An 18,677-nucleotide genomic window follows, 5' to 3' on the forward strand; every position below is an offset into this window, starting at 1 on the left:
CTGCGCGGTCCGCCGCAACCCGCGCCGCTCATACAAATCTCACTTGGCGCCCGCCGCACCCGAGGCGCAGACTGCCTCCGCCTCCCCACAGCCCGCCGCCATGTTCGACGCCTCCACCCTCGCCGCCTACCTCGTCGCCGCCGCCGTGCTGGTGTTCATCCCCGGCCCCGGCACCGCCTGGATCGTCGCCCAGAGCGCCGCCGGCGGCACCGCGCGCGGCATCCAGGCCGCGTTCGGGCTGGAGACGGCGACGCTGATCCACGCCCTCGCCGCCGGCCTGGGCCTGTCGGCGCTGCTGGCGACCTCGGCGCTGGCGTTCGAGATCCTCAAGTACGCCGGCGCCGCCTACCTGATCTGGCTCGGCATCAAAGCCTGGCGCGCCAAGCCCGCGGCGGCGGCCGACGCCGAACGCCCGGCCGAAACGCCGGCGCCGGTGTCGGCGCGGCAGGTGTATCTGCGCTCGGTCATGACCGGCGTGCTGAACCCCAAGGTGGCGGTGTTCTTCCTCGCCTTCCTGCCGCAGTTCGTGCATCCCGAGCGCGGCATGGTGTGGCTGCAGTTCCTGGTGCTGGGCGTGCTGCTGTCGATGATCGGCCTGACCAACAGCCTGATGCTGAGCTTCGCCGTCGGCCGCTTCGGCCGCCGCTTCGCCGCCGGCGGCGGGCGCTGGAAGGAACGCCTGACCGGCAGCGTGTTCATCGCCCTGGGCCTGCGCCTGGCCGTGCAGCAACGCTGAGCGGCGCTTGAACCCGGCCTTTACGCGCGCCCCGCCGCAGCCCCGGCCGGCTTGAACCGGCGCCCGCGCAGCCGCAGGTCGGTAGTTCACGACTTCGCACCGGAGCGCCGCGCATGAAGACCCAAGGCTTTCTCGACCAGTTGCTCAAGACCGCCCAGGACAGCCTGAGCGGCGGCGGATTGGGCGACCTGCTCGGCGGCGGCAAGCCGCTGGCGCGCACCGAGCCGCCGCGCGGCGGCGACGCGCGCGGCGAGGAAAAGCGCGGCCTGCTCAACGCCGACTTCGGCAAGGGCGCTTTGGCCGGCGGCGCGCTCGGTCTGCTGCTGGGCAACAAGAAGCTGCGCAAGCACGCCGGCAAGTTCGCCCTCGCCGGCGGCGTGGCCGCGGTCGGCGTGCTGGCGTACAAGGCGTACGGCGACTACAAGCGCCAGCAGGAAGGTCCGGGCGCGGCCGAGCCGCGCACGGTGGACCGCTTGCCGCCGCCGCAGGCCGAACTGCACAGCCGCGCGATCCTGCAGGCGCTGGTCGCCGCGTCCAAGGCCGACGGCCACATCGACGCGCGCGAACGCGAAGCCATCGAAGGTGAGTTCGTGCGCATCGACGGCGATACGCAATTGCGCTCGTGGCTGCATACGGAGCTGGAAAAACCGCTCGACCCGGCCGAAGTCGCGCGCGCCGCCGACACGCCGGAAACCGCGGCGGAAATGTATCTGGCCAGTTTGCTGGCGGCGGACGAACAGAACTTCATGGAACGCGCGTATCTCGACGAATTGGCGCGCCAGCTCAAGATCGACGACGCGCTCAAGGCGCGGCTGGAGCAGCAGTTGCGCGACGCGCAGCAGAGCTGATCGCATCGGCGAACGCGGGCTTCGGCTCCGATGCGTTCCGCTTCCCGGCGATCTCCCTTCGCGCTTCGACCGGCGGCCGCGACAGCCGCCGCCGCGTGATCCGCTGCGCGTTCCCGGCCTCGGAAGTCGCCACCGCCGCGCGCAACCGTTAGCATCGCCGACGGCGCCGCCCGGCGCCCAAGCGGACCGCCGACATGCGATTGCTGATCCCCGCCCTGCTCGCGCTGACCTTCGTCGGCTGCTCCTGCCAGCGCCACACCGACGATGCCGACGGCGCCGCGAACGCGGCCCAGACCGACGCGCCCGCGACGAATTCCCCGGCCACGCCCAGCGCGGCCGAACTGCGCGCCCAGGCGACCGAGAAAAAACGCAACGAGGCCATGAACGAAGCGGTGGATACCTTGCATCGGTATCTGCAGCGCATCGGCGCCGGCGATACCGATGCGGCGGCCAAGTTCTGGGGCTATCAGCGCGCACCGCGCGGCAACGAGGAAGCCGATCTGCGCACGCTGAAGAACCTGCGCGGACTGCGGATCGAGAACGAGGCGCCGGAACCCTTGGATAAGGAAGCGGTGCCGGAGCTGCTGCGCATTCCGGTGGAACTGCGCGCGACCTTGGAGAACGGCGAGAACCGGCGCTACAAGGGCTGGTACCGGCTGCGGCGCAATCAGGTCGAACAGCGCTGGGAACTGACCGGGGTGTTGGTGGCGGTTACGTTGCAGTAAGCCGCTCGGGTTTCAGGTCGCTTTCGCCGCAATCGAATTGGCGCGGTCGCGGCTTACGCCGCTCCTACAGGGGCTGCGGATGGCGCATCGCGCCCTGTAGGAGCGGCGTAAGCCGCGACCGCGAACCCACCCGTTCCGACGACCCCATCGAACGCCCCGACCCTGACGCCGCGCCAACCCGCGAACGCCGCTCCCGCGCGACGCGCCTTACACTGCGCTCTTCGCGCCGCACCGCGGCGCGCCCGGTTTTCCAGGACTCCGCCATGCGCTCATCGCCCGCCCTTGCCCTGCTCACCGCCGCGCTGCTGAGCGCCGCGCTCGCCGCCTGCGGCGGCAAAGACGCCGCCGTCGACGGCGACGGCCACAATGCCGGCGATCCCTCGGCGCTGCCGGCGCCGGAAGGCGGCCGCGGCAGCATCACCGGCATGCCCGACGCGGGCCAGCCCGGCCCCGCCGGCGCGCCGGCCGCAACGCCGCCGCAGCTCGACGAAAACGGCAATCCGCTGCCGCCGACCGATCCCAACGCCGCGCCCGATCCGAACGCGCCCGTCGATCCGGCGGCGCCGGTGCCGGCCGCGCAGGACCCGGCCGCGGTCGACGCGGCGCCGGCCAATCCCGCCGATCCCGCCGCGGCCGCGGGCGAACCCACCGCCGAAGACGCGGTCGCGGTGGTGCGCGACTACTACGCCGCGATCAACGCCCATCGCTACGAGCGCGCCTACGCGCTGTGGTCCGACGGCGGCCGCGCCAGCGGCCAGGACGCGCAGCAGTTCGCCAACGGCTTCGCCCAGACCGCGGGCGTGTCGGTGGAACTGGCGCCTGCGGGCCGCGTCGACGCCGGCGCCGGTCAGCGCCATATCGAAGTGCCGGTGTCGGTCACCGCGACTCAACGCGACGGCAGCCAGCGCCGTTTCGTCGGCGCCTACACCTTGCGCCGCACCATGGTCGACGGCGCCAGCGCCGAACAGCGCGCGTGGCGCATCGCCAGCGCCGACATCCGCGAGCTCAAGCCGTGAGCGCGGCGCGCCTCGGCGTCGCCGTCGCGCTCGCGTTGACGCTGGCCGCGTGCCAACAACGCGAAGCGGCCGCGCCGGCCAGCGAAGCGTCGGCGCCGAAGACGCCGCCCGCCGCGACGGCGACGATCAATGCCAACCACGCACCCGCGCGCCCCGCGCTCGCGCCCGTCGCCGACTACGTACTGCCCGGCCCGCTCGCGCCCGATCTCGGCGTCGAACAACTGCGCCAATTGTTCGGCGCCGACAACGTCGCCATCGACGAACACCTGCCCGGCGCCGAGGGCGAGGAATTCCGCGGCGTGCGCCTGTTCGACAAAGACCCGACCCGCCGCGCGCGCATCTATTTCCAGGACAGCGAAACACTGCGCGGCCTGTCGATCGTCGTCGTCGACGAACCCGGCTCCCGCTGGCGCCTGGACAACGGCCTCAAAATCGGCCAGCCCTTGAGCGAACTGTCCCGCCTCAACGGCAAGCCGCTGCGGTTCTTCGGCATGGACTGGGACTACGGCGGCGTCATCTCCGATTGGAACGGCGGCGCGCTCGCGCCCAAGGACGGCGATCCGGTGCGGCGCAACGCGCGCCTGAGCCTCGCGGACAACGCGCCGCCGCAAGCGAAGGTGCCGACCGGCGACGGCGAGTTCTCCAGCGACGACAAGCGCTACCCCGAACAGGGATCGCTGCTGCGCGTCGGCGAGTTGAGCGTGTCCTTCCCCGGCGAGGACGACCTGTGACGCCGCGGCCGCGCGCATGAACGCCGCGCCGCGCATCGTGCTGGACAGCAACGTCTGCCTGGATCTGTTCGCGTTCCGCGACCCGGCCGCGGCGCCGTTGCTGCAGGCCTTGCGCAGCGGCGCGGTGGCGGCGGTCACCGACGTCGCGTGCCGCGAGGAATGGCACCGCATCCTCGACTACCCGAACCTGGCCTTGAGCGCCGACGTGCGCGAATCCTGCCTGCGCGAATACGACGAACTGTTGCGTCCGTTCGACGGCTTCGCCGACGCCGACGCACAACGATTGCCGCGTTGCGCCGATCCCGACGATCAGAAATTCCTCGAATTGGCCCAGGCCGCCGGCGCGCGCTGGCTGCTCAGCCGCGACCACGCGCTGGTGGTGCTCGGGCGGCGCACCGCGCGGGCGGGCCTGTTCGAGATCATGACGCCGCGGACCTGGGTGGCGCTGAATGCGTTCCGGGCTGGCGAATAGTCGCGATCCGGGCGAAACGCTCCGCGCCTGAGGCGCCCTCGCGGCCGCCTCGCCGGTCGCCGCCGCGTGCCATACTCGGCCCCATGCGAGGCGTGCCCGACCGTTTCGACGATGCCTTCGATGCCGCTCAGTTCCGGCAGGTCGCGCATCGCCCGGGCGTCGAGCTGTACCGCGCCCACATCGTCCGCCATTCCTTCGATCCGCACACCCACGAAGCCTACGGCCTGGGCGCGATCGAATCGGGCGTCGAGCGCTTCCGCTACCGCGGCAGCGACCATCTCGCCCCGCCCGATTCGCTGGTGCTGATGAACCCCGACGTGCTGCACACCGGCCACGCGGAAACCGCCGAGGGCTGGCGCTACCGGATGATCTACGTCGAACCCGAAGCCGCCGCCGAGATCACCGGCGACGAGGGCTGGTGGTTCGCCGACGCGGTGCGCCACGACCCGGCGCGCGCGCGCCGGGTGACCGCGCGCCTGGACGCGCTGTGGCATGCGCGCGAGCCGCTGGCTTTCGACAGCCAACTGCACGCCTTGCTGGAAGAATTCCGCGACCACGCCAAGCTGCCGCGGCGCGCGCGGCCGGAAGCGCCCAAGCGCTTCGCCGCGGTGCTCGATTGCTTGCGCGCGCGCCTGTCCGAGCGCGTGACGCTGGAAGAGCTGGCCGCGGTCGCCGAGCTGAGCCCGTTCCACTTCCTGCGCCAATTCCGCGCGCAGTACCACGTCACCCCGCAGCAGATGCTGATGGCGCTGCGCCTGCACGAAGCCAAGCGGCTGCTCGCCGCGGGGCTGCCGCCGGCGCGGATCGCGGCGGACACCGGGTTGACCGATCAAGCCCATCTCACTCGCGCGTTCCAACGCCGCTACGGCGTGACGCCGGCGCGCTACCAAAAGCAAATCCGCGGCTAAGAAAGCCACGATTCTTCCTGTAGGAGCGGCGTAAGCCGCGACCAACCGAAGCGATCTCATACCACTTCGACCTCCGAAGCCCGGTTCCCCAAGCGCTCCAACTCTCAAGGCCGAGGTTTCACCGACTTCAAGCCAGGACGCTTTCGCGCATCGCTACGATGGATCGCGGCTTACGCCGCTCCTACAGCCGCTCCGCCGCGGTACCGCCGCCAACCGCAATCTCGTACAAGACGCCCCGCCCCACGCCCCGCCATCCTGCGCCCATGCTGCTAGGAACCCTCTACGCCCTGCTCGCCGGCCTGATCTGGGGCCTGGTCTTCGTCGGCCCGCTGCTGCTGCCCGAATACCCGGCCGCGCTGCAGTCGGTCGGCCGCTACCTCGCGTTCGGCCTGATCGCGCTGCCGCTGGCCTGGCTCGACCGCAAGGCGCTGCGCCAGCTCGCGCGCGCCGACTGGATCGAAGCGCTCAAGCTCTCGCTGATCGGCAACCTGCTCTATTACCTATGCCTCGCCAGCGCGATCCAACGCGCTGGCGGCCCGCTGCCGACGATGATCATCGGCACCTTGCCGGTCGTCATCGCGATCAGCGCCAACCTGCGCAACGCGCGCCGCGACGGCCGCTTGCCATGGCTGCGGCTGGCGCCGTCGCTGCTGCTGATCGCCGCCGGCATCGCCTGCGTCAACCGCGCCGAATTGCGCGAACTGCAAGCGCAATCGCACGCCGACCTCAGCCGCTACGCACTCGGCGGCCTGCTCGCGTTCGGCGCGGTGATCTGCTGGACCTGGTATCCGCTGCGCAACGCCGACTGGCTGCGCGCGCATCCCGACCGCAGCCCGCGCACCTGGGCCACCGCGCAAGGCGTGGCGATCCTGCCGCTGGCGCTCATCGGCTACATCGCGCTGTGGCTGTACATGAGCGCCACCCACTCGCCGTTCCCGATGCCGTTCGGTCCGCGCGCGGGCTATTTCATCGCGTTGATGGCGACCATCGGCTTGTTCGCTTCGTGGGTCGGCACGCTGTGCTGGAACGAAGCCAGCCAGCGCTTGCCGACCGCGCTGGCCGGACAATTGATCGTGTTCGAGACATTGTTCGCGCTGACCTACGCTTTCATTCTGCGCGAACGGATGCCGCCGGCGTTGACCTTGACCGGCATCGCCTTGTTGGTGGCCGGCGTGTTGTGGGCGCTGCGGATCAAGCCGGTGCCGCCGGAAGTCGCGGCCGAGAGCGCGGCCTGACCGAAGCGGCCGACCGAGAGCGACGCTTCACCCTCGAATCCGAGCGCATCAAAAAACATCAACGCGTTCGCGCGGCGCGAACGGCCATGGACGGCGGCGCGGCATTTTGCCGCATCTGCGCGCATCGCGGCGGGACTAGGCTGGCCGGCATTTTCCCGCAGCCATGGTTCCGCATGCGCGCCGTCACGCTTTCCTCGACCTTGCTGTCGCTGGCCCTCGCCAGCGCCGCTCACGCGCAATCGCCGGCCGAACCCGCGCCGGATGCGACCACGCTCGACCGCCTGCGCGTGCACGGCCAGCGCCCGGCCACCGTCGCCACGCCCGCGCAAGCGCGCGAACGCTTAGGCCAGCGCGCCGGCGCGACCGCCTGGATCGACGGCGAGTCGTACCGCGGCGGGCGCGTGAGCACCTTGACCGACGCGCTCGGCTACGCGCCGGGCGTGTTCGTGCAGCCGCGCTTCGGCAGCGAGGAGGCGCGGCTGTCGATCCGCGGCTCGGGCTTGCAGCGCACCTTCCACGGCCGCGGGCTGGAACTGCTGCAAGACGGCAGCCCGCTCAACCTCGCCGACGGCGGCTTCGATTTCCAGGCGGTGGAGCCGCTGAGCGCGCGCTACATCGAGGTCTACCGCGGCGCCAACGCCCTCGAATACGGCGCCGCCACGCTCGGCGGCGCGATCGATTTCGTCTCGCCCACCGGCTACGACGCCGCGCCGTTGCGGCTGCGCGCCGAAGCCGGCGCGTTCGGCTACCGCCGCGGCCAGATCGCCGCCGCCGGCGTGTCCGGCCGCGCCGACGGCTACGCCAGCCTCAGCGGCTTGCGTCAGGACGGTTTCCGCGATCACGCCGAACAAGAGAACTACCGTCTGTTCGCCAACGCCGGCTATCGCTTCAGCGACACGCTCGACGGGCGCGTCTACCTCACCCACGTCGATACGCGCTCGGCGCTGCCCGGCAACCTCACCCTGGCCGAATCGCGGCGCGACCCGCGCCTCGCCGCGCCGGGCAATCTCGCCTTGAACCAGCGCCGCGATTATCGCCTCGACCGCGTCTCCGGCCGCTTGGCGTGGTCGCCTTCGGCCGCCGGCACGCTGACCCTGTCGGCGTACTACGCCGACAAATCGCTGCACCACCCGATCTTCCAGGTATTGCATCAGGACAGCCGCGACTACGGCCTGGACCTGCGCTGGCGCGGCGACTACCAAGGCCTCGGCCTGCGCCACACTTTGATCGCCGGCGCCGCCTTCGCCCAGGGCGATGTCGACGACCGGCGCTGGTTCAATCTCGCCGGCCAGCGCGGCGCGCCGAGCAACCGCTTCGATCAGCGCGCGCGCAACGCCAAGCTCTACGTCGAAAACCAAAGCTGGCTGTCGCCGCAATGGGTTCTGTCGCTCGGCGCGCAGGCGCTGCGCTCGCAGCGGCGCTCGCGCGATCTGCTGATCGTCGGCGGCCGCGACGAGAGTTTCGACCAGGACTACAGCGGCGTCAGCCCCAAGCTCGGCGTGCGCTATCTCGCCGGCGACGGCCTGCAGCTTTACGCCAACCTCAGCCGCAGCTTGGAGCCGCCGAGCTTCGGCGAACTCAGCGGCGGGCCCGGCGTTACCCCGGTCGACAAGCAACGCGCCGACAGCGGCGAGATCGGCCTGCGCCTGGAGCGCGGCGGGCTGTCGCTGGACATTGCTGCGTACCGCGCGCGCATCCGTGGCGAACTGCTCGCGCTCAACGACGGCAACGGCAATCCGCTCGGCACCGTCAACGCCGGGCGCACCGTGCACCAAGGCGTCGAACTCGGCCTGGGCTGGTCCTTCGCCCGCGACTGGACCGTTTCGGCCAGCTACCTCTACAACGATTTCCGCTTCGACGGCGACCGCGTCTACGGCGACAACGATCTCGCCGGCGCGCCGCCGCAGCAACTGCGCGCGAAGCTGCGCTGGTCGCCGGACGAGCGCTTCTATCTCGAACCGAACATCGAGTGGACGCCGCAGGACTACTACATCGACCACGCCAACAGCTTCAAGGCGCCGGGCTACAGCCTCGTCGGCCTGCGCGTGGGCGGACGCATCGCCCAGCAGTGGACCTGGTTCGCCGACGCGCGCAACCTCGCCGACCGCAAATGGATCGCCAGCACCAACGCCATCGCCGACGCGCGCGGACTCGACGGCCGCAACTTCCTGCCCGGCGACGGGCGCGGCGTCTATGTCGGCGTGGAGTGGTCGGCACGTTGAGGCGCGCGCCCCATCTCTCGCAGCTCCGCCGTACCGGCCTCGGATGGATTCGACGAGCCCCCGCCCGAGGAACCGAAGCCGCGGCCGCCCCCTGTAGGAGCGGCGCAAGCCGCGACCGCGACACCGCGCTTACGACGCAACCCCAGCGATGCGGCGCGCCGCCCGACCGGGCAACGCGCCGCCGCAACCTCAGTTCCAGCAACTGCTCGGCTGATCGTTGACCGTCACCCAAAACCGCGTGGTGTCGTCGACGTTGCCGTAAGCCTGCCAGCCCCAACCGCCGCCGCCGTCGTGGTGCTCGCCCACGCGATAGCCCTGGCCGAACTCGGCGCGGCAGAACGCGTCGGCCTCGGCGCGGCTCTTGAACGAATCGCCGCGGACCGCGCGGCTCAAAGCGATGTTGCCCTTGGCCCAGCCGTTGTAGAAATCGACCGGCACCGGCGAGGGCGAGCCGTCCTGCTTCAGGCACAGCACCGGCAAGCGCGCCGAACACACGGTATCGCCCTGATACGCATCGCATTCGGGGCTGAAGCAGCCGATGCGGTCCACGCCGTTGGCGTGGCTGGCCTTGCGCCAGGTGACGCCCTTGCCGCCCGCCGCGGCGGCGGCGAACGAGGACAGCGCGAGAGTGAGAACCGAAGCGGCGATGCAGACTGCACGAACGTTCATCGTATTCCTCCATGAGCCAGTCGGTGGGTGGCGTTCCGCCTCGTTCGCCGCGAGCACATCGCCGCGCCCGAGGCGTCGCCGGGCGCAAGCAATAGCATGGCGGATTTCGCCGAACCGATAACCCCACGCGCTTTTCCGGCGCGCTGCGCCGCACCATCGCGCAAGCGCATAGGCGTGCGAAAAACCGCTGAAAACAAGGCTCACAAGCGATGCGCTCGCCGTTCCACTCTTGATCCGCGCTGAGACGCTCCGGTTCAGATCTCGAACCGGTACGACAGCTTCACCAACAGCTGCTCGCTGTCGCGCAGGCTGAACGCGTCGCCGAATTCGCTGCCGACATTGCGGCGGCGGTCGCCCTCCTCGAACATCTCGCCGCCGCGCACGTAGGCGATGTAGAGGTACGACAGCGGCGCCAGTTCGTAGCGGTAGCGGACCTGGAACGCGAGATTGCGCAGACTGAAATCCGGTACCTCCTCCTCGACCTGCAGCGGCCGCCCGGCGCCGTCGACGCGATAGACCCGACGCTTGCGCGCGTCCACGCCGATGGTCTCCAGCCGCACGCGCAGTTCCTGCTTATCGTCGATGAACCATTGCAGGCCGGCCTTGAGGCTGAGGATGTCGGCGCGGAAATCGGCGATGCGGTTGTCGCCGCGCCACAGCAGCCAGGCCGGGTCGCGGCTGTATTCGACGCCGGCGAACAGCAGCATGCGGTCGCTGACTTGATAGTTCGGCTCCAGGTACAGCGTGGTCCGCCCCTGATCGAGATCGCCCAGGCCGTCGGCCTTGTAATAGGCCTCGGTGTAGAGCGACCACGGGCTGTCGCCGCGGCGCGGGCGCAGCCGCTCGTAGCTCAGGAAGCCCTTGGCCGGCATGCGCACCACACCGTGGCCGCGGGTGATCAGATCGTCGTGGCCGGCGCTCCACACCGCGGCTTCGAGGAACTGGCGGCCGCCGTCGCGCATATCGCTGCGGCGGTTGAGCGCGACCGCGTCGGCGATGCGCACGCCGTCGTCGCTGTAGCGGCGCGACACCGCGAAGTGCCAGTCCTGCCCGGCGTAGGCCGAGTCCGCCGGCAGATCGCTGACCCGCTTGCCGAGGTCGTAGCGCACGTAGTTGAAGTTGTTGCGTTCCAGATAGCCGAAGTCGTTGAGCATCAAGTCGCCGCCCAGATGCAGCCCGTAGAACTGCTGGCGCCACCCGTTGCCCATGTCGTAGTCCACGCGCAGTTGCGCGCCGCTGTCGCGGAAACTGCGTCCGCGCTGCTGCACGTCGGAAGCGACCACGGTGCCGCGCACGGCCCATCGCGCATTCGGCGCCCAGCGCTGATCGAACTCGTAGACGTTGGCGCTGCGGTCCAGGAACGGCCGCTCCACCCGCGTGGCCATCGCGCCGAGGCCGAAGCGCTCGAAGTCGCGGGTGACGCGCGCGGCGTAGAAGTCGCGGCCGGCATCGTCGCCTTCGTTGGCCGCGAACACGCCGTAGTTGAAGCCGCCGGCGCTGCCGTTGAGCTTGACCGCCGCGGTCACGTCGCCCGAGCCCTGGCCGTCGTCGGCCGGCCCGCCCACGCGGCGGGTGTAGATCAGCCGGCTATTGTTGTTGTACGAACCGAACGGCACGTCGAAAAAGCCCTGGTTCTCGGTGAAGAACGGGCGTTTGTCGCTGAAGAAGGTTTCGGTGGCGCTGAAGTTGACGGTGAGCTCGTCGCTTTCGACCTGGCCGAAATCGGGATTGAGCGTGGCGCTGAGCTGGAACTTGCCGCTCGGCTTCCAGAACAGGTCCAGGCCGCCGTCGACGTCGCTGCCGTGGCCGACCGCGTCGCCGATGCCGACCACGTAGGGGGTGATCGCCAGCAGCGATTGCTTGTACGCCGGCACTTCGATGCGCTCGAACGCCGACAGATAGCGCGCTTCGGTGTAGTGCACGGCCGGCCACGAGATGCGCTCGCCGGTGGAGGCGATCACCCGGTCGAGCTGGATGCCGAGCGTGCGCGTGCCGCCGCCGCTCTGGCGCATCGGCGCGATGTGCCAGGGAATCAGCATCTCCGCCGACCAGCCTTGTTCGTCTTCGCTGGTGGCGTGGCGCCAGTCGCCGTCCCAGTCGTCGTTGAACTGGTTTTCGTTGGTGACCGTGGCGTCGGTGATGCTGTTGGCCAAGGTCACGGTGAAGTTGTAGCCGGTGCGGCCGTCGCCGTCGAAGTCGACGTACAGATTGACCCGGTCGACGGTGCCGTCGCCGTCGCGCTGGGTGTGCTGGCGCATGCGCGGCACGTCGGCGGGCTGGACATTGCGGAACGCCACCGCGAGGCCGCGCTCGGTCGCCATGAACCAGGCTTCGGTCGGCAGCTTGCCGGGCTCGCGCGACAGCGGCTGGGTGTGGCGGAAATCGGCGATGTGGCGCGCCTGGCTCCATTCCTGCGGATCGATGCGCCCGTCGATCTCCAGCGCCTGCGCGCACGGCGCGGCGAGGAAGGAAGCGCAAGCGACGGCGCAGGCGGCCGACAAGGCGGTGTACGAACAGTATTGGCGCATGGCGCGCTCCCCCGGACTGCGTGGACCGCCCGGGACGCATCGCGCCGCGGACGGGTCGCGGCGAACGGCACCGTGACGGCGCGCAGACTAGCGGCGCGACGGCTGTGCGCTAAATGGCGTAAGTCATGGCAACCCTTGCCCGCCGGCGCGCATCGGAGCGTTTGGGAGCGGCGCTCAGGCGGCTGCATGGCCGTTGGGTGACAAAGATCAGCCGATGCGGAGCGGCGCAGCCGTTTTTGTAGGAGCGGCGTGAGCCGCGACCCACCGAAGCGCCGCCATACCACTCAAGCTCCCGAAGCCCCGTTGTTCGGGCGCTTCGGCTTTTAGCTCTTGGAGGTCATGGGCTTCGGAAGGGGCGCTTTCGGGCGTCGCTTCGGTGGGTCGCGGCTCACGCCGCTCCTACATTAGAAGCACGCCGCAAGCGAGAAACACGGCCAACGCGATCCGCTCACGGCGCCGTGGCATCGTGAGCGACGAACGCGGTCTCGCCGTGCGGCAGTTGCAGCCAGTCCGGATGCGCCAGCGCGCGGGCGATGTCGCTCTGCCCCGACAGCCAATGCTCGCGCATCGCCACCCGGCCGAACTGGTAATCCTTGAAGTGGCCGATCTTGGCGCGGTCGCGGTAGATCAGGTGGATCACGCTGTAGCGACGGTCGCAGGCCAGCTCGGCCGCGTGCTGGGCCCAGGGATTGCTCGCGCGCACGTCCTCGGGGATTTCCTCCAGCAACTCGCGCAGCAATCGGCGGTAGTGCTGGAACACGCGCTGGGTGTCGGTGATCAGGCGGGTGCGGCTGGAGTACTGGATTTCCTTCTGCCGCTCGGCCACGTCGAGCAGGTTCTGCGGCAGCTCGCCGCGCGCGTTCCACAGGTCGACCTGGAACACCAGGGTGTCGCGGCGCGGCGTCGCGGTGAGTACGTGCGAGAGCGGCGTGTTCGAGACCAGCCCGCCGTCCCAATAGAACTCGCCGTCGATCTCGATCGCCGGGAACGCCGGCGGCAGCGCGCCGGAGGCGAGGATGTGGCGCGCGTCCAGGCGCATCCGGGTGTTGTCGAAGTATTCGAGATTGCCGGTACGCACGTTGACGGCGCCGACGCTGACGCGGATGCCGTCGTCGTTCAAGCGGTCGAAGTCCACCAGCCGGTTGAGCGTGGCGATCATCGGCGAGGTGTCGTACCAACTCGCCGCCGCCGGGCCGGGCTGACGGCCGGCGAGCAGCGCCAGATCCGGGCCGGCCCAGGCGCGCGGGACGTAGAAACCGCGCTGGCCTTCGATGAGGGCGCGCCAGGCTTCCCAGGTATCGAGCCAGGCGCGGGTGTCGGCGTCGATGCCGTCGAAGCGCGCTTCCTGGCCGAGCGTGGTCGAGGGGAACACGTTCGGGCGCGAGATCGTGTCCCAGAACTCGCGCAGCGCGGCCATGCGTCGCTCCGGCGGGTTGCCGGCGATGATCGCGGTGTTGAAGGCGCCGATGGAGATGCCGGCGATCCAGTTCGGCGCGATGCCGGCTTCGAACAGGCCTTGGTAGACGCCGGCCTGATAAGCGCCGAGCGCGCCGCCGCCTTGCAGCACCAGGGCGATGTTTTCGGGCAGCGCGGGCGCGGCGTCTTGCACGCGGCGCACCGATTCGCGCGTGGCGCGTTCGGCGGCGTCGGCGCGGCGGGCCTGACGCGGCGTCGCCGGCGCGGGCGCGAAGGCGCGGCGGGCGCGCGACGGAGCCGCGGTCGCATGCGCGGCGGCCTTGCGCTTGGGCGGCTCCTCGCGCCGCGGCGTCTTCGCCGGGGGAGCTTTCTTCGCCGACGCGGCCGGAGGATCTTTCTTGGCCGGCGTCGCCGGTTTGGGATCGCGCTTGGCCGGCGCGCGCGGCGCGGCGGCGGTCGTGCGGGAGCTATTGCGGGAACGCGGAGCGGGCATCGTCGCCTCCAATCGCGGAAGGGCCCTCGGGCCCGATGCCTGTGTTCCCGTTCGCGAGATCCGATCGGGAGGCACCGGGCCCGAAGGCCCTCCCACGCCAACGGTTTACTGCATGTACCAGCCGTGGCTGACCACGAAGCTCTGGCCGGTCAGCGCCGCGCTCGGGAATTCGGCCAGGAAGCGCACGGTCTGCGCCACGTCCTGCACCGTGGTGAACACGCCGTCGACGGTGTTGCCGAGCATCACCTTCTTGATCACTTCGTCCTCGCTGATGCCCAGTTCCTTGGCCTGCTCGGGAATCTGCTTGTCCACCAGCGGGGTGCGCACGAAACCGGGGCAGACCACGTGGCTGCGCACGTTGTGCTTGGCGCCTTCCTTCGCCAACACCCGCGACAGGCCCAGCAGGCCGTGCTTGGCGGTAACGTAGGCGGACTTCAGCGGCGAGGCTTCGTGCGAGTGCACCGAGCCCATGTAGATCACCACGCCGCCCTTGTCGCCTTGATACATGTGCGGCAACGCCGCCTTGGTGGTGAGGAACGCGCCGTCGAGGTGGATGGCGAGCATCTTCTTCCAATCGGCGAAGGCGTAGTTCTCGATCGGGTTGACGATCTGGATGCCGGCGTTCGACACCAGGATGTCGATGCCGCCGAGCTGGGCGACCACTTGCTCGATGCCGGCGTTGACCGCGGCTTCGTCGGTCACGTCCATCGCCACGCCGACGGCGCGGCCGCCGGCGGCGACGATCTCGTCGGCCACGGCCTGCGCGCCGGCCTGATTGAGGTCGGCGATGGCGATGGCGGCGCCGGCGCGGGCCAGTTCGTGAGCGATTTCCTTGCCGATGCCGCTCGCGGCACCGGTGACGACGGCGACTTTGCCTTGGATCGAACTCATGGGGACTCAACTCCTGAACGATGCGGAAAGAGACAGGCCGGGACGGCGAACCGGCGGCCATTGTCGCCGCGCCGCGTTATCGCGGCGTTGCGGCGGATGCATCGCAGTGTCCCGGCGCGCGACGGCCACGGGAATCGGACCTTCGTCCGCGGGCGAAGTTGCCCGGGAGTTTTGCGCAATCGGCCGGCTGGCAGCCCCACCCCGCGCCGCACGGGCCCGCCTTCCTGTGTAGGAGCGGCGTAAACCGCGACCAACCGAAGCAACGCCATACCACTCCACTTTCCGAAGCCCCGTTGTCCGGATGTTTTCGGCTTTCAACCCTCGGAGGCCACGGACTTCGGGAAAGCGCGCTTTCGGGCGTCGCTTCGGTGGATCGCGGCTCGCGCCGCTCCTACAGGGGAGCGGACGCAACCGCGCCGGAACCTCAATCCTTCTTCTTGCCCTTCTTATCCTTCTTCTTTTTCTTGTCCTTCTTCTTGTCTTTCTTCTTTTTCTTGTCCTTCTTCGGCTGCAGCATCGTCCCGGTGCAGTCCGGCGAGCCGCAGCGGCATTCCCAGATCTTCTTCAGCTCCTTGGTGTGCTTCTCGGCCAAGGTGATGCCGTAGTTGTAGGACAGCTCCTCGCCCGGCGCGATATCGCGGACCGCCTCGATGAACACCTGATCCAGACGGCGGTCGTCGCTCTCGTCCTCCATCAGGATCGCCTCGCAATTGGGCGAGCAGCTGTGGTTGATCCAGCGCGCCGTGTTGCCCTCGTAATTGGCGTCGATGACGTATTCGTCGTTGAGGGTGAACAGGAAGGTGTGGCCGGAATCGGCGTCGCCGGTGTCGCCGGCGTCGGCTTCCTCATGGGTGCGGCGGCGGCCCTTGTATTCGATGATGCGTTCGCCCTTGGCGATCGGGGCGACGGCGAACACACCGTTGCCGTGGATGGCTGAACGACGGGCGGCGATCTTGCGCGGCATGACGATTCCCAAAATGACGAGCGGGCATTCTCGCCCGCGAAGGCGGTCGGCCGCTATCGCCGCGGTCGTCTTTCCGTCGAGCCGGCGCGCCGCCTTGCCGCAGCGGCCGCCTGAACGCCCGTCGGCGGCCCCGCCGCCGCGCCCCGCTGAATTGCGCAAAACCCCCGGCTGGCCCCGGCCGGAATAAAACCGTACAATTTCGGTACGAATTCAAGCCCAGCCCCTCAGCGCCCCCACGCCGATGCTCCGCGTCACCAAACTCACCGACTACGCCACGGTCGTCCTGACCGTTCTGGCCGCCCAGCACGACCGCGTCCTCAGCGCGGCCGAGATGGCCGAGCGCGCCGGCCTGGAAGCGCCGACGGTCAGCAAGGTGCTCAAGCCGCTGGCCCAGGCCGGTCTGGTCGAAGGCTTCCGCGGCGCCAACGGCGGGTACCGCCTGGCCCGCCCGGCCGACGAGATCGGCCTGATCGAGATCGTCGAGGCGATGGAAGGCCCGCTGGGCATGACCGAGTGCAGCCTGCACGAGGGCCAGTGCGGCCTGGAACGCCAGTGCGGCGTGCGCGCCAACTGGCGCCGGATCAACGACGTCGTGATCGAAGCGCTCAGCAACGTGACCCTCGCGCAGATGCTCGCTCCCACCCTTCCAACGCAAGCCGCCACCGCCAAGCGCATCGACCTGCGCCTGGCCGGCGCATAGACAGTAGGCAGCCGCCATGGCCACCGACATCAAGACCGCTCCCGCACCGGCGGGCGACATCGCCAATCGTGAGATCCACGAGCAACTCGGTCGCCGCTACGAAGCCGGTTTCGTCACCGACATCGAATCCGACAGCCTGCCGCCGGGCCTCGACGAGGACACCGTGCGCGCGCTCTCGGCCAAGAAGAACGAGCCGCAGTGGATGACCGAGTGGCGGCTGGCCGCCTACCGCCATTGGCTGACCATGCCGATGCCGCACTGGGCCAAGCTCAACATCGCCCCGATCGATTTCCAGGCGCTGAGCTACTACAGCGCGCCCAAGGCCAAGTACAACTCGCTCGACGAAGTGCCGCAGGAACTGCTCGACACCTACGACAAGCTCGGCGTGCCGCTGCACGAGCGCGCGCGCTTGGCCGGCGTGGCGGTGGACGCGGTGTTCGACTCGGTCTCGGTCGGCACCACCTTCCGCAAGGAACTGGCCGAGAAAGGCATTATTTTCTGCTCGATGTCCGAGGCGATCCGCGAACACCCCGAACTGGTGCAGCAGTACCTCGGCAGCGTCGTGCCGGTCGGCGACAACTACTTCGCCGCGCTCAATTCGGCGGTGTTCTCCGACGGCAGCTTCGTGTTCATCCCCAAGGGCGTGCGTTGCCCGATGGAGCTGAGCACCTATTTCCGCATCAACGCCGGCCACACCGGCCAGTTCGAGCGCACCTTGATCGTGTGCGAGGACAAGGCCTACGTGTCTTATCTGGAAGGCTGCACCGCGCCGATGCGCGACGAGAATCAGCTGCACGCGGCGGTGGTCGAGCTGGTCGCGCTGGAAGACGCGGAGATCAAGTACTCCACAGTGCAGAACTGGTACCCGGGCGACGAGGAAGGCCGCGGCGGCATCTACAACTTCGTGACCAAGCGCGGCGAATGCCGCGGCGCGCGCAGCAAGATCAGCTGGACCCAGGTCGAGACCGGCTCGGCGATCACCTGGAAATACCCCTCCTGCGTGCTGTTGGGCGACGATTCGGTCGGCGAGTTCTATTCGGTCGCGCTGACCCATCACCGCCAGCAGGCCGACACCGGCACCAAGATGATCCACGTCGGCCGTCGCACCAAGAGCAAGATCGTCAGCAAGGGCATCAGCGCCGGCCGCGGCCAGAACACCTACCGCGGCCTGGTGAAGGTCGAGAAGAACGCCGCCGGCGCGCGCAACCACACCCAGTGCGACAGCCTGCTGATCGGCAAGAAGTGCGGCGCGCACACCTTCCCCTACATCGAGGTCAAGCACCCCGACGCCACCGTCGAGCACGAGGCCACCACCTCCAAGATCAGCGAAGACCAGCTGTTCTACTGCCGCTCGCGCGGCATCGGCGAGGAAGACGCGGTGTCGATGATCGTCGACGGCTTCTGCAAGAGCGTGTTCCGCGAGCTGCCGATGGAGTTCGCGGTGGAAGCCAAGAAGTTGCTGGAAGTGAGCCTGGAAGGTTCGGTCGGATGAACGCGGGCGTTGTCCGTACCTTGCGCTTCGTCGCCCCGGAGGAACAAGGCGACGGGAGCGTGCGCTATTGGCGGTCGCGTCCGCCGGAAGAGCGCTTGCAGGAGACCTTGAACCTGCACCGGGAAGGCAACGCGCTGTTCAAGAACGGCAATCCCCCGTTCGCCTATGTGATCGAGTTGCGCGATGTCCCAGCTCCCTGACGACTGGCGCGATTTTCTCGCCGCACTGGGCGCCAACCGCGTCGACTACATGCTGGTCGGCGGCATCGCGCTCGGCGTGCATGGGCATGTGCGCTACACCCGGGACATGGATGTTTGGTTCCGCGGCACCGAAGACAACGCGCGGCGCCTCATCGCCGCCTTGCGCGACTTCGGCTTCGCGGATCTCCAGGCGGATCCCGCCGCTTTCTGCAAGCCGCGCGCGATGCTGGTGCTCGGCTTGGAACCGAACAAGATCGAGTTGATCAACTTCGCCGATGGCGTGGACTTCGACGAGTGCTTCCCGAACCGGATCGTCGTGCCGCTCGCGGGGACGTCCGTCTCGGTCATCGGAATCGACGATCTGCGCAAGAACAAGAAGGCCGTCGGCCGCCTGCAAGACCTGGCGGACCTGGAACGGCTTGACGACTGAA

General features: G+C 69.3%; 17 protein-coding genes and 1 pseudogene. 13 read left to right on the plus strand and 5 right to left on the minus strand.

Annotated features, from left to right (window positions below; translation table 11 throughout):
- Positions 1 to 100: 100 nt before the first annotated feature.
- The 9 genes from J5226_RS23135 (at position 101) to J5226_RS23175 (ending at position 8,893) form a co-directional block, all read left to right on the plus strand.
- Positions 101 to 736, plus strand: a complete 636-nt coding sequence (locus J5226_RS23135; RefSeq protein ID WP_215837304.1) for a LysE family translocator — start codon at positions 101 to 103, stop codon at positions 734 to 736.
- Positions 737 to 849: 113 nt separating this feature from the next.
- Positions 850 to 1,584: a tellurite resistance TerB family protein gene (locus J5226_RS23140; RefSeq protein ID WP_215837305.1), complete on the plus strand. Its 735-nt coding sequence runs from the start codon at positions 850 to 852 to the stop codon at positions 1,582 to 1,584.
- Positions 1,585 to 1,778: 194 nt separating this feature from the next.
- Positions 1,779 to 2,309 carry a hypothetical protein gene (locus tag J5226_RS23145; RefSeq protein WP_215837306.1) on the plus strand — a complete coding sequence of 177 codons (531 nt, stop codon included), beginning with the start codon at positions 1,779 to 1,781 and terminating at the stop codon, positions 2,307 to 2,309.
- A 263-nt stretch (positions 2,310 to 2,572) separates the two neighbouring features.
- Entirely contained in the window at positions 2,573 to 3,325 is a 753-nt protein-coding gene (locus J5226_RS23150) for a hypothetical protein (RefSeq protein ID WP_215837307.1), read from the plus strand.
- Positions 3,322 to 4,056: a hypothetical protein gene (locus tag J5226_RS23155; RefSeq protein ID WP_215837308.1), complete on the plus strand. Its 735-nt coding sequence runs from the start codon at positions 3,322 to 3,324 to the stop codon at positions 4,054 to 4,056. Before J5226_RS23150 ends, J5226_RS23155 begins: the two co-directional genes overlap by 4 nt.
- A gap of 16 nt (positions 4,057 to 4,072) precedes the next feature.
- Positions 4,073 to 4,528 (plus strand): PIN domain-containing protein, encoded by a 456-nt coding sequence (locus J5226_RS23160; RefSeq protein ID WP_215837309.1) that lies wholly within the window; start codon positions 4,073 to 4,075, stop codon positions 4,526 to 4,528.
- 83 nt (positions 4,529 to 4,611) lie between these two features.
- On the plus strand, positions 4,612 to 5,436 hold the full coding sequence (locus J5226_RS23165) for an AraC family transcriptional regulator (RefSeq protein ID WP_215837310.1): 825 nt from the start codon (positions 4,612 to 4,614) through the stop codon (positions 5,434 to 5,436).
- Between the two features lie 263 nt (positions 5,437 to 5,699).
- Positions 5,700 to 6,671 (plus strand): DMT family transporter, encoded by a 972-nt coding sequence (locus J5226_RS23170; RefSeq protein WP_215837311.1) that lies wholly within the window; start codon positions 5,700 to 5,702, stop codon positions 6,669 to 6,671.
- A 173-nt stretch (positions 6,672 to 6,844) separates the two neighbouring features.
- On the plus strand, positions 6,845 to 8,893 hold the full coding sequence (locus J5226_RS23175; protein ID WP_215837312.1) for a TonB-dependent receptor: 2,049 nt from the start codon (positions 6,845 to 6,847) through the stop codon (positions 8,891 to 8,893).
- Between the two features lie 189 nt (positions 8,894 to 9,082).
- On the opposite strand, the gene J5226_RS23180 is transcribed toward J5226_RS23175, so the two are convergent.
- The 5 genes and pseudogenes from J5226_RS23180 to J5226_RS23200 all read right to left on the minus strand — a co-directional run.
- Positions 9,083 to 9,562, minus strand: coding sequence for a hypothetical protein (locus tag J5226_RS23180; protein ID WP_215837313.1), 480 nt, complete (start codon positions 9,560 to 9,562; stop codon positions 9,083 to 9,085).
- Positions 9,563 to 9,816: 254 nt separating this feature from the next.
- On the minus strand, positions 9,817 to 12,090 hold the full coding sequence (locus J5226_RS23185) for a DUF5916 domain-containing protein (RefSeq protein ID WP_255322906.1): 2,274 nt from the start codon (positions 12,088 to 12,090) through the stop codon (positions 9,817 to 9,819).
- Positions 12,091 to 12,538: 448 nt separating this feature from the next.
- Positions 12,539 to 13,999, minus strand: a complete 1,461-nt coding sequence (locus tag J5226_RS23190) for a patatin-like phospholipase family protein (RefSeq protein WP_215837314.1) — start codon at positions 13,997 to 13,999, stop codon at positions 12,539 to 12,541.
- A gap of 105 nt (positions 14,000 to 14,104) precedes the next feature.
- On the minus strand, positions 14,105 to 14,890 hold the full coding sequence (locus tag J5226_RS23195) for a 3-hydroxybutyrate dehydrogenase (protein ID WP_215837315.1): 786 nt from the start codon (positions 14,888 to 14,890) through the stop codon (positions 14,105 to 14,107).
- A 499-nt stretch (positions 14,891 to 15,389) separates the two neighbouring features.
- Positions 15,390 to 15,854 (minus strand): annotated as a pseudogene (locus tag J5226_RS23200) (SET domain-containing protein-lysine N-methyltransferase); the annotation flags it as partial.
- Between the two features lie 241 nt (positions 15,855 to 16,095).
- On the opposite strand from J5226_RS23200, the gene J5226_RS23205 reads away from it, so the two are divergent.
- The 4 genes from J5226_RS23205 to J5226_RS23220 are packed head-to-tail and all read left to right on the plus strand — an operon-like array spanning position 16,096 to position 18,676.
- Positions 16,096 to 16,554 (plus strand): SUF system Fe-S cluster assembly regulator, encoded by a 459-nt coding sequence (locus J5226_RS23205; RefSeq protein ID WP_215837317.1) that lies wholly within the window; start codon positions 16,096 to 16,098, stop codon positions 16,552 to 16,554.
- A gap of 16 nt (positions 16,555 to 16,570) precedes the next feature.
- Positions 16,571 to 18,046, plus strand: coding sequence for a Fe-S cluster assembly protein SufB (gene sufB / locus J5226_RS23210; protein ID WP_215837318.1), 1,476 nt, complete (start codon positions 16,571 to 16,573; stop codon positions 18,044 to 18,046).
- Positions 18,043 to 18,246, plus strand: coding sequence for a hypothetical protein (locus tag J5226_RS23215; RefSeq protein WP_215837319.1), 204 nt, complete (start codon positions 18,043 to 18,045; stop codon positions 18,244 to 18,246). The genes sufB and J5226_RS23215 overlap by 4 nt, the downstream gene beginning before the upstream one ends.
- Positions 18,230 to 18,676: a hypothetical protein gene (locus J5226_RS23220; RefSeq protein ID WP_215837320.1), complete on the plus strand. Its 447-nt coding sequence runs from the start codon at positions 18,230 to 18,232 to the stop codon at positions 18,674 to 18,676. The genes J5226_RS23215 and J5226_RS23220 overlap by 17 nt, the downstream gene beginning before the upstream one ends.
- The last annotated feature ends 1 nt before the right edge of the window (position 18,677 follow it).

Origin of the sequence: Lysobacter sp. K5869 (assembly GCF_018847975.1) — a bacterium.
GTDB lineage: Bacteria > Pseudomonadota > Gammaproteobacteria > Xanthomonadales > Xanthomonadaceae > Lysobacter.

Excerpts from the sequence above, each read along its gene's own strand:
- J5226_RS23135 (WP_215837304.1), top strand. The coding sequence starts at position 101 with ATGTTCGACGCCTCCACCCTCGCCGCCTACCTCGTCGCCGCCGCCGTG.
- J5226_RS23140 (WP_215837305.1), top strand. The coding sequence starts at position 850 with ATGAAGACCCAAGGCTTTCTCGACCAGTTGCTCAAGACCGCCCAGGAC.
- J5226_RS23145 (WP_215837306.1), top strand. The coding sequence starts at position 1,779 with ATGCGATTGCTGATCCCCGCCCTGCTCGCGCTGACCTTCGTCGGCTGC.
- J5226_RS23150 (WP_215837307.1), top strand. The coding sequence starts at position 2,573 with ATGCGCTCATCGCCCGCCCTTGCCCTGCTCACCGCCGCGCTGCTGAGC.
- J5226_RS23160 (WP_215837309.1), top strand. The coding sequence starts at position 4,073 with ATGAACGCCGCGCCGCGCATCGTGCTGGACAGCAACGTCTGCCTGGAT.
- J5226_RS23165 (WP_215837310.1), top strand. The coding sequence starts at position 4,612 with ATGCGAGGCGTGCCCGACCGTTTCGACGATGCCTTCGATGCCGCTCAG.
- J5226_RS23170 (WP_215837311.1), top strand. The coding sequence starts at position 5,700 with ATGCTGCTAGGAACCCTCTACGCCCTGCTCGCCGGCCTGATCTGGGGC.
- J5226_RS23175 (WP_215837312.1), top strand. The coding sequence starts at position 6,845 with ATGCGCGCCGTCACGCTTTCCTCGACCTTGCTGTCGCTGGCCCTCGCC.
- J5226_RS23180 (WP_215837313.1), bottom strand. The coding sequence starts at position 9,562 with ATGAACGTTCGTGCAGTCTGCATCGCCGCTTCGGTTCTCACTCTCGCG.
- J5226_RS23185 (WP_255322906.1), bottom strand. The coding sequence starts at position 12,090 with ATGCGCCAATACTGTTCGTACACCGCCTTGTCGGCCGCCTGCGCCGTC.
- J5226_RS23190 (WP_215837314.1), bottom strand. The coding sequence starts at position 13,999 with ATGCCCGCTCCGCGTTCCCGCAATAGCTCCCGCACGACCGCCGCCGCG.
- J5226_RS23195 (WP_215837315.1), bottom strand. The coding sequence starts at position 14,890 with ATGAGTTCGATCCAAGGCAAAGTCGCCGTCGTCACCGGTGCCGCGAGC.
- J5226_RS23205 (WP_215837317.1), top strand. The coding sequence starts at position 16,096 with ATGCTCCGCGTCACCAAACTCACCGACTACGCCACGGTCGTCCTGACC.
- sufB (WP_215837318.1), top strand. The coding sequence starts at position 16,571 with ATGGCCACCGACATCAAGACCGCTCCCGCACCGGCGGGCGACATCGCC.
- J5226_RS23215 (WP_215837319.1), top strand. The coding sequence starts at position 18,043 with ATGAACGCGGGCGTTGTCCGTACCTTGCGCTTCGTCGCCCCGGAGGAA.
- J5226_RS23220 (WP_215837320.1), top strand. The coding sequence starts at position 18,230 with ATGTCCCAGCTCCCTGACGACTGGCGCGATTTTCTCGCCGCACTGGGC.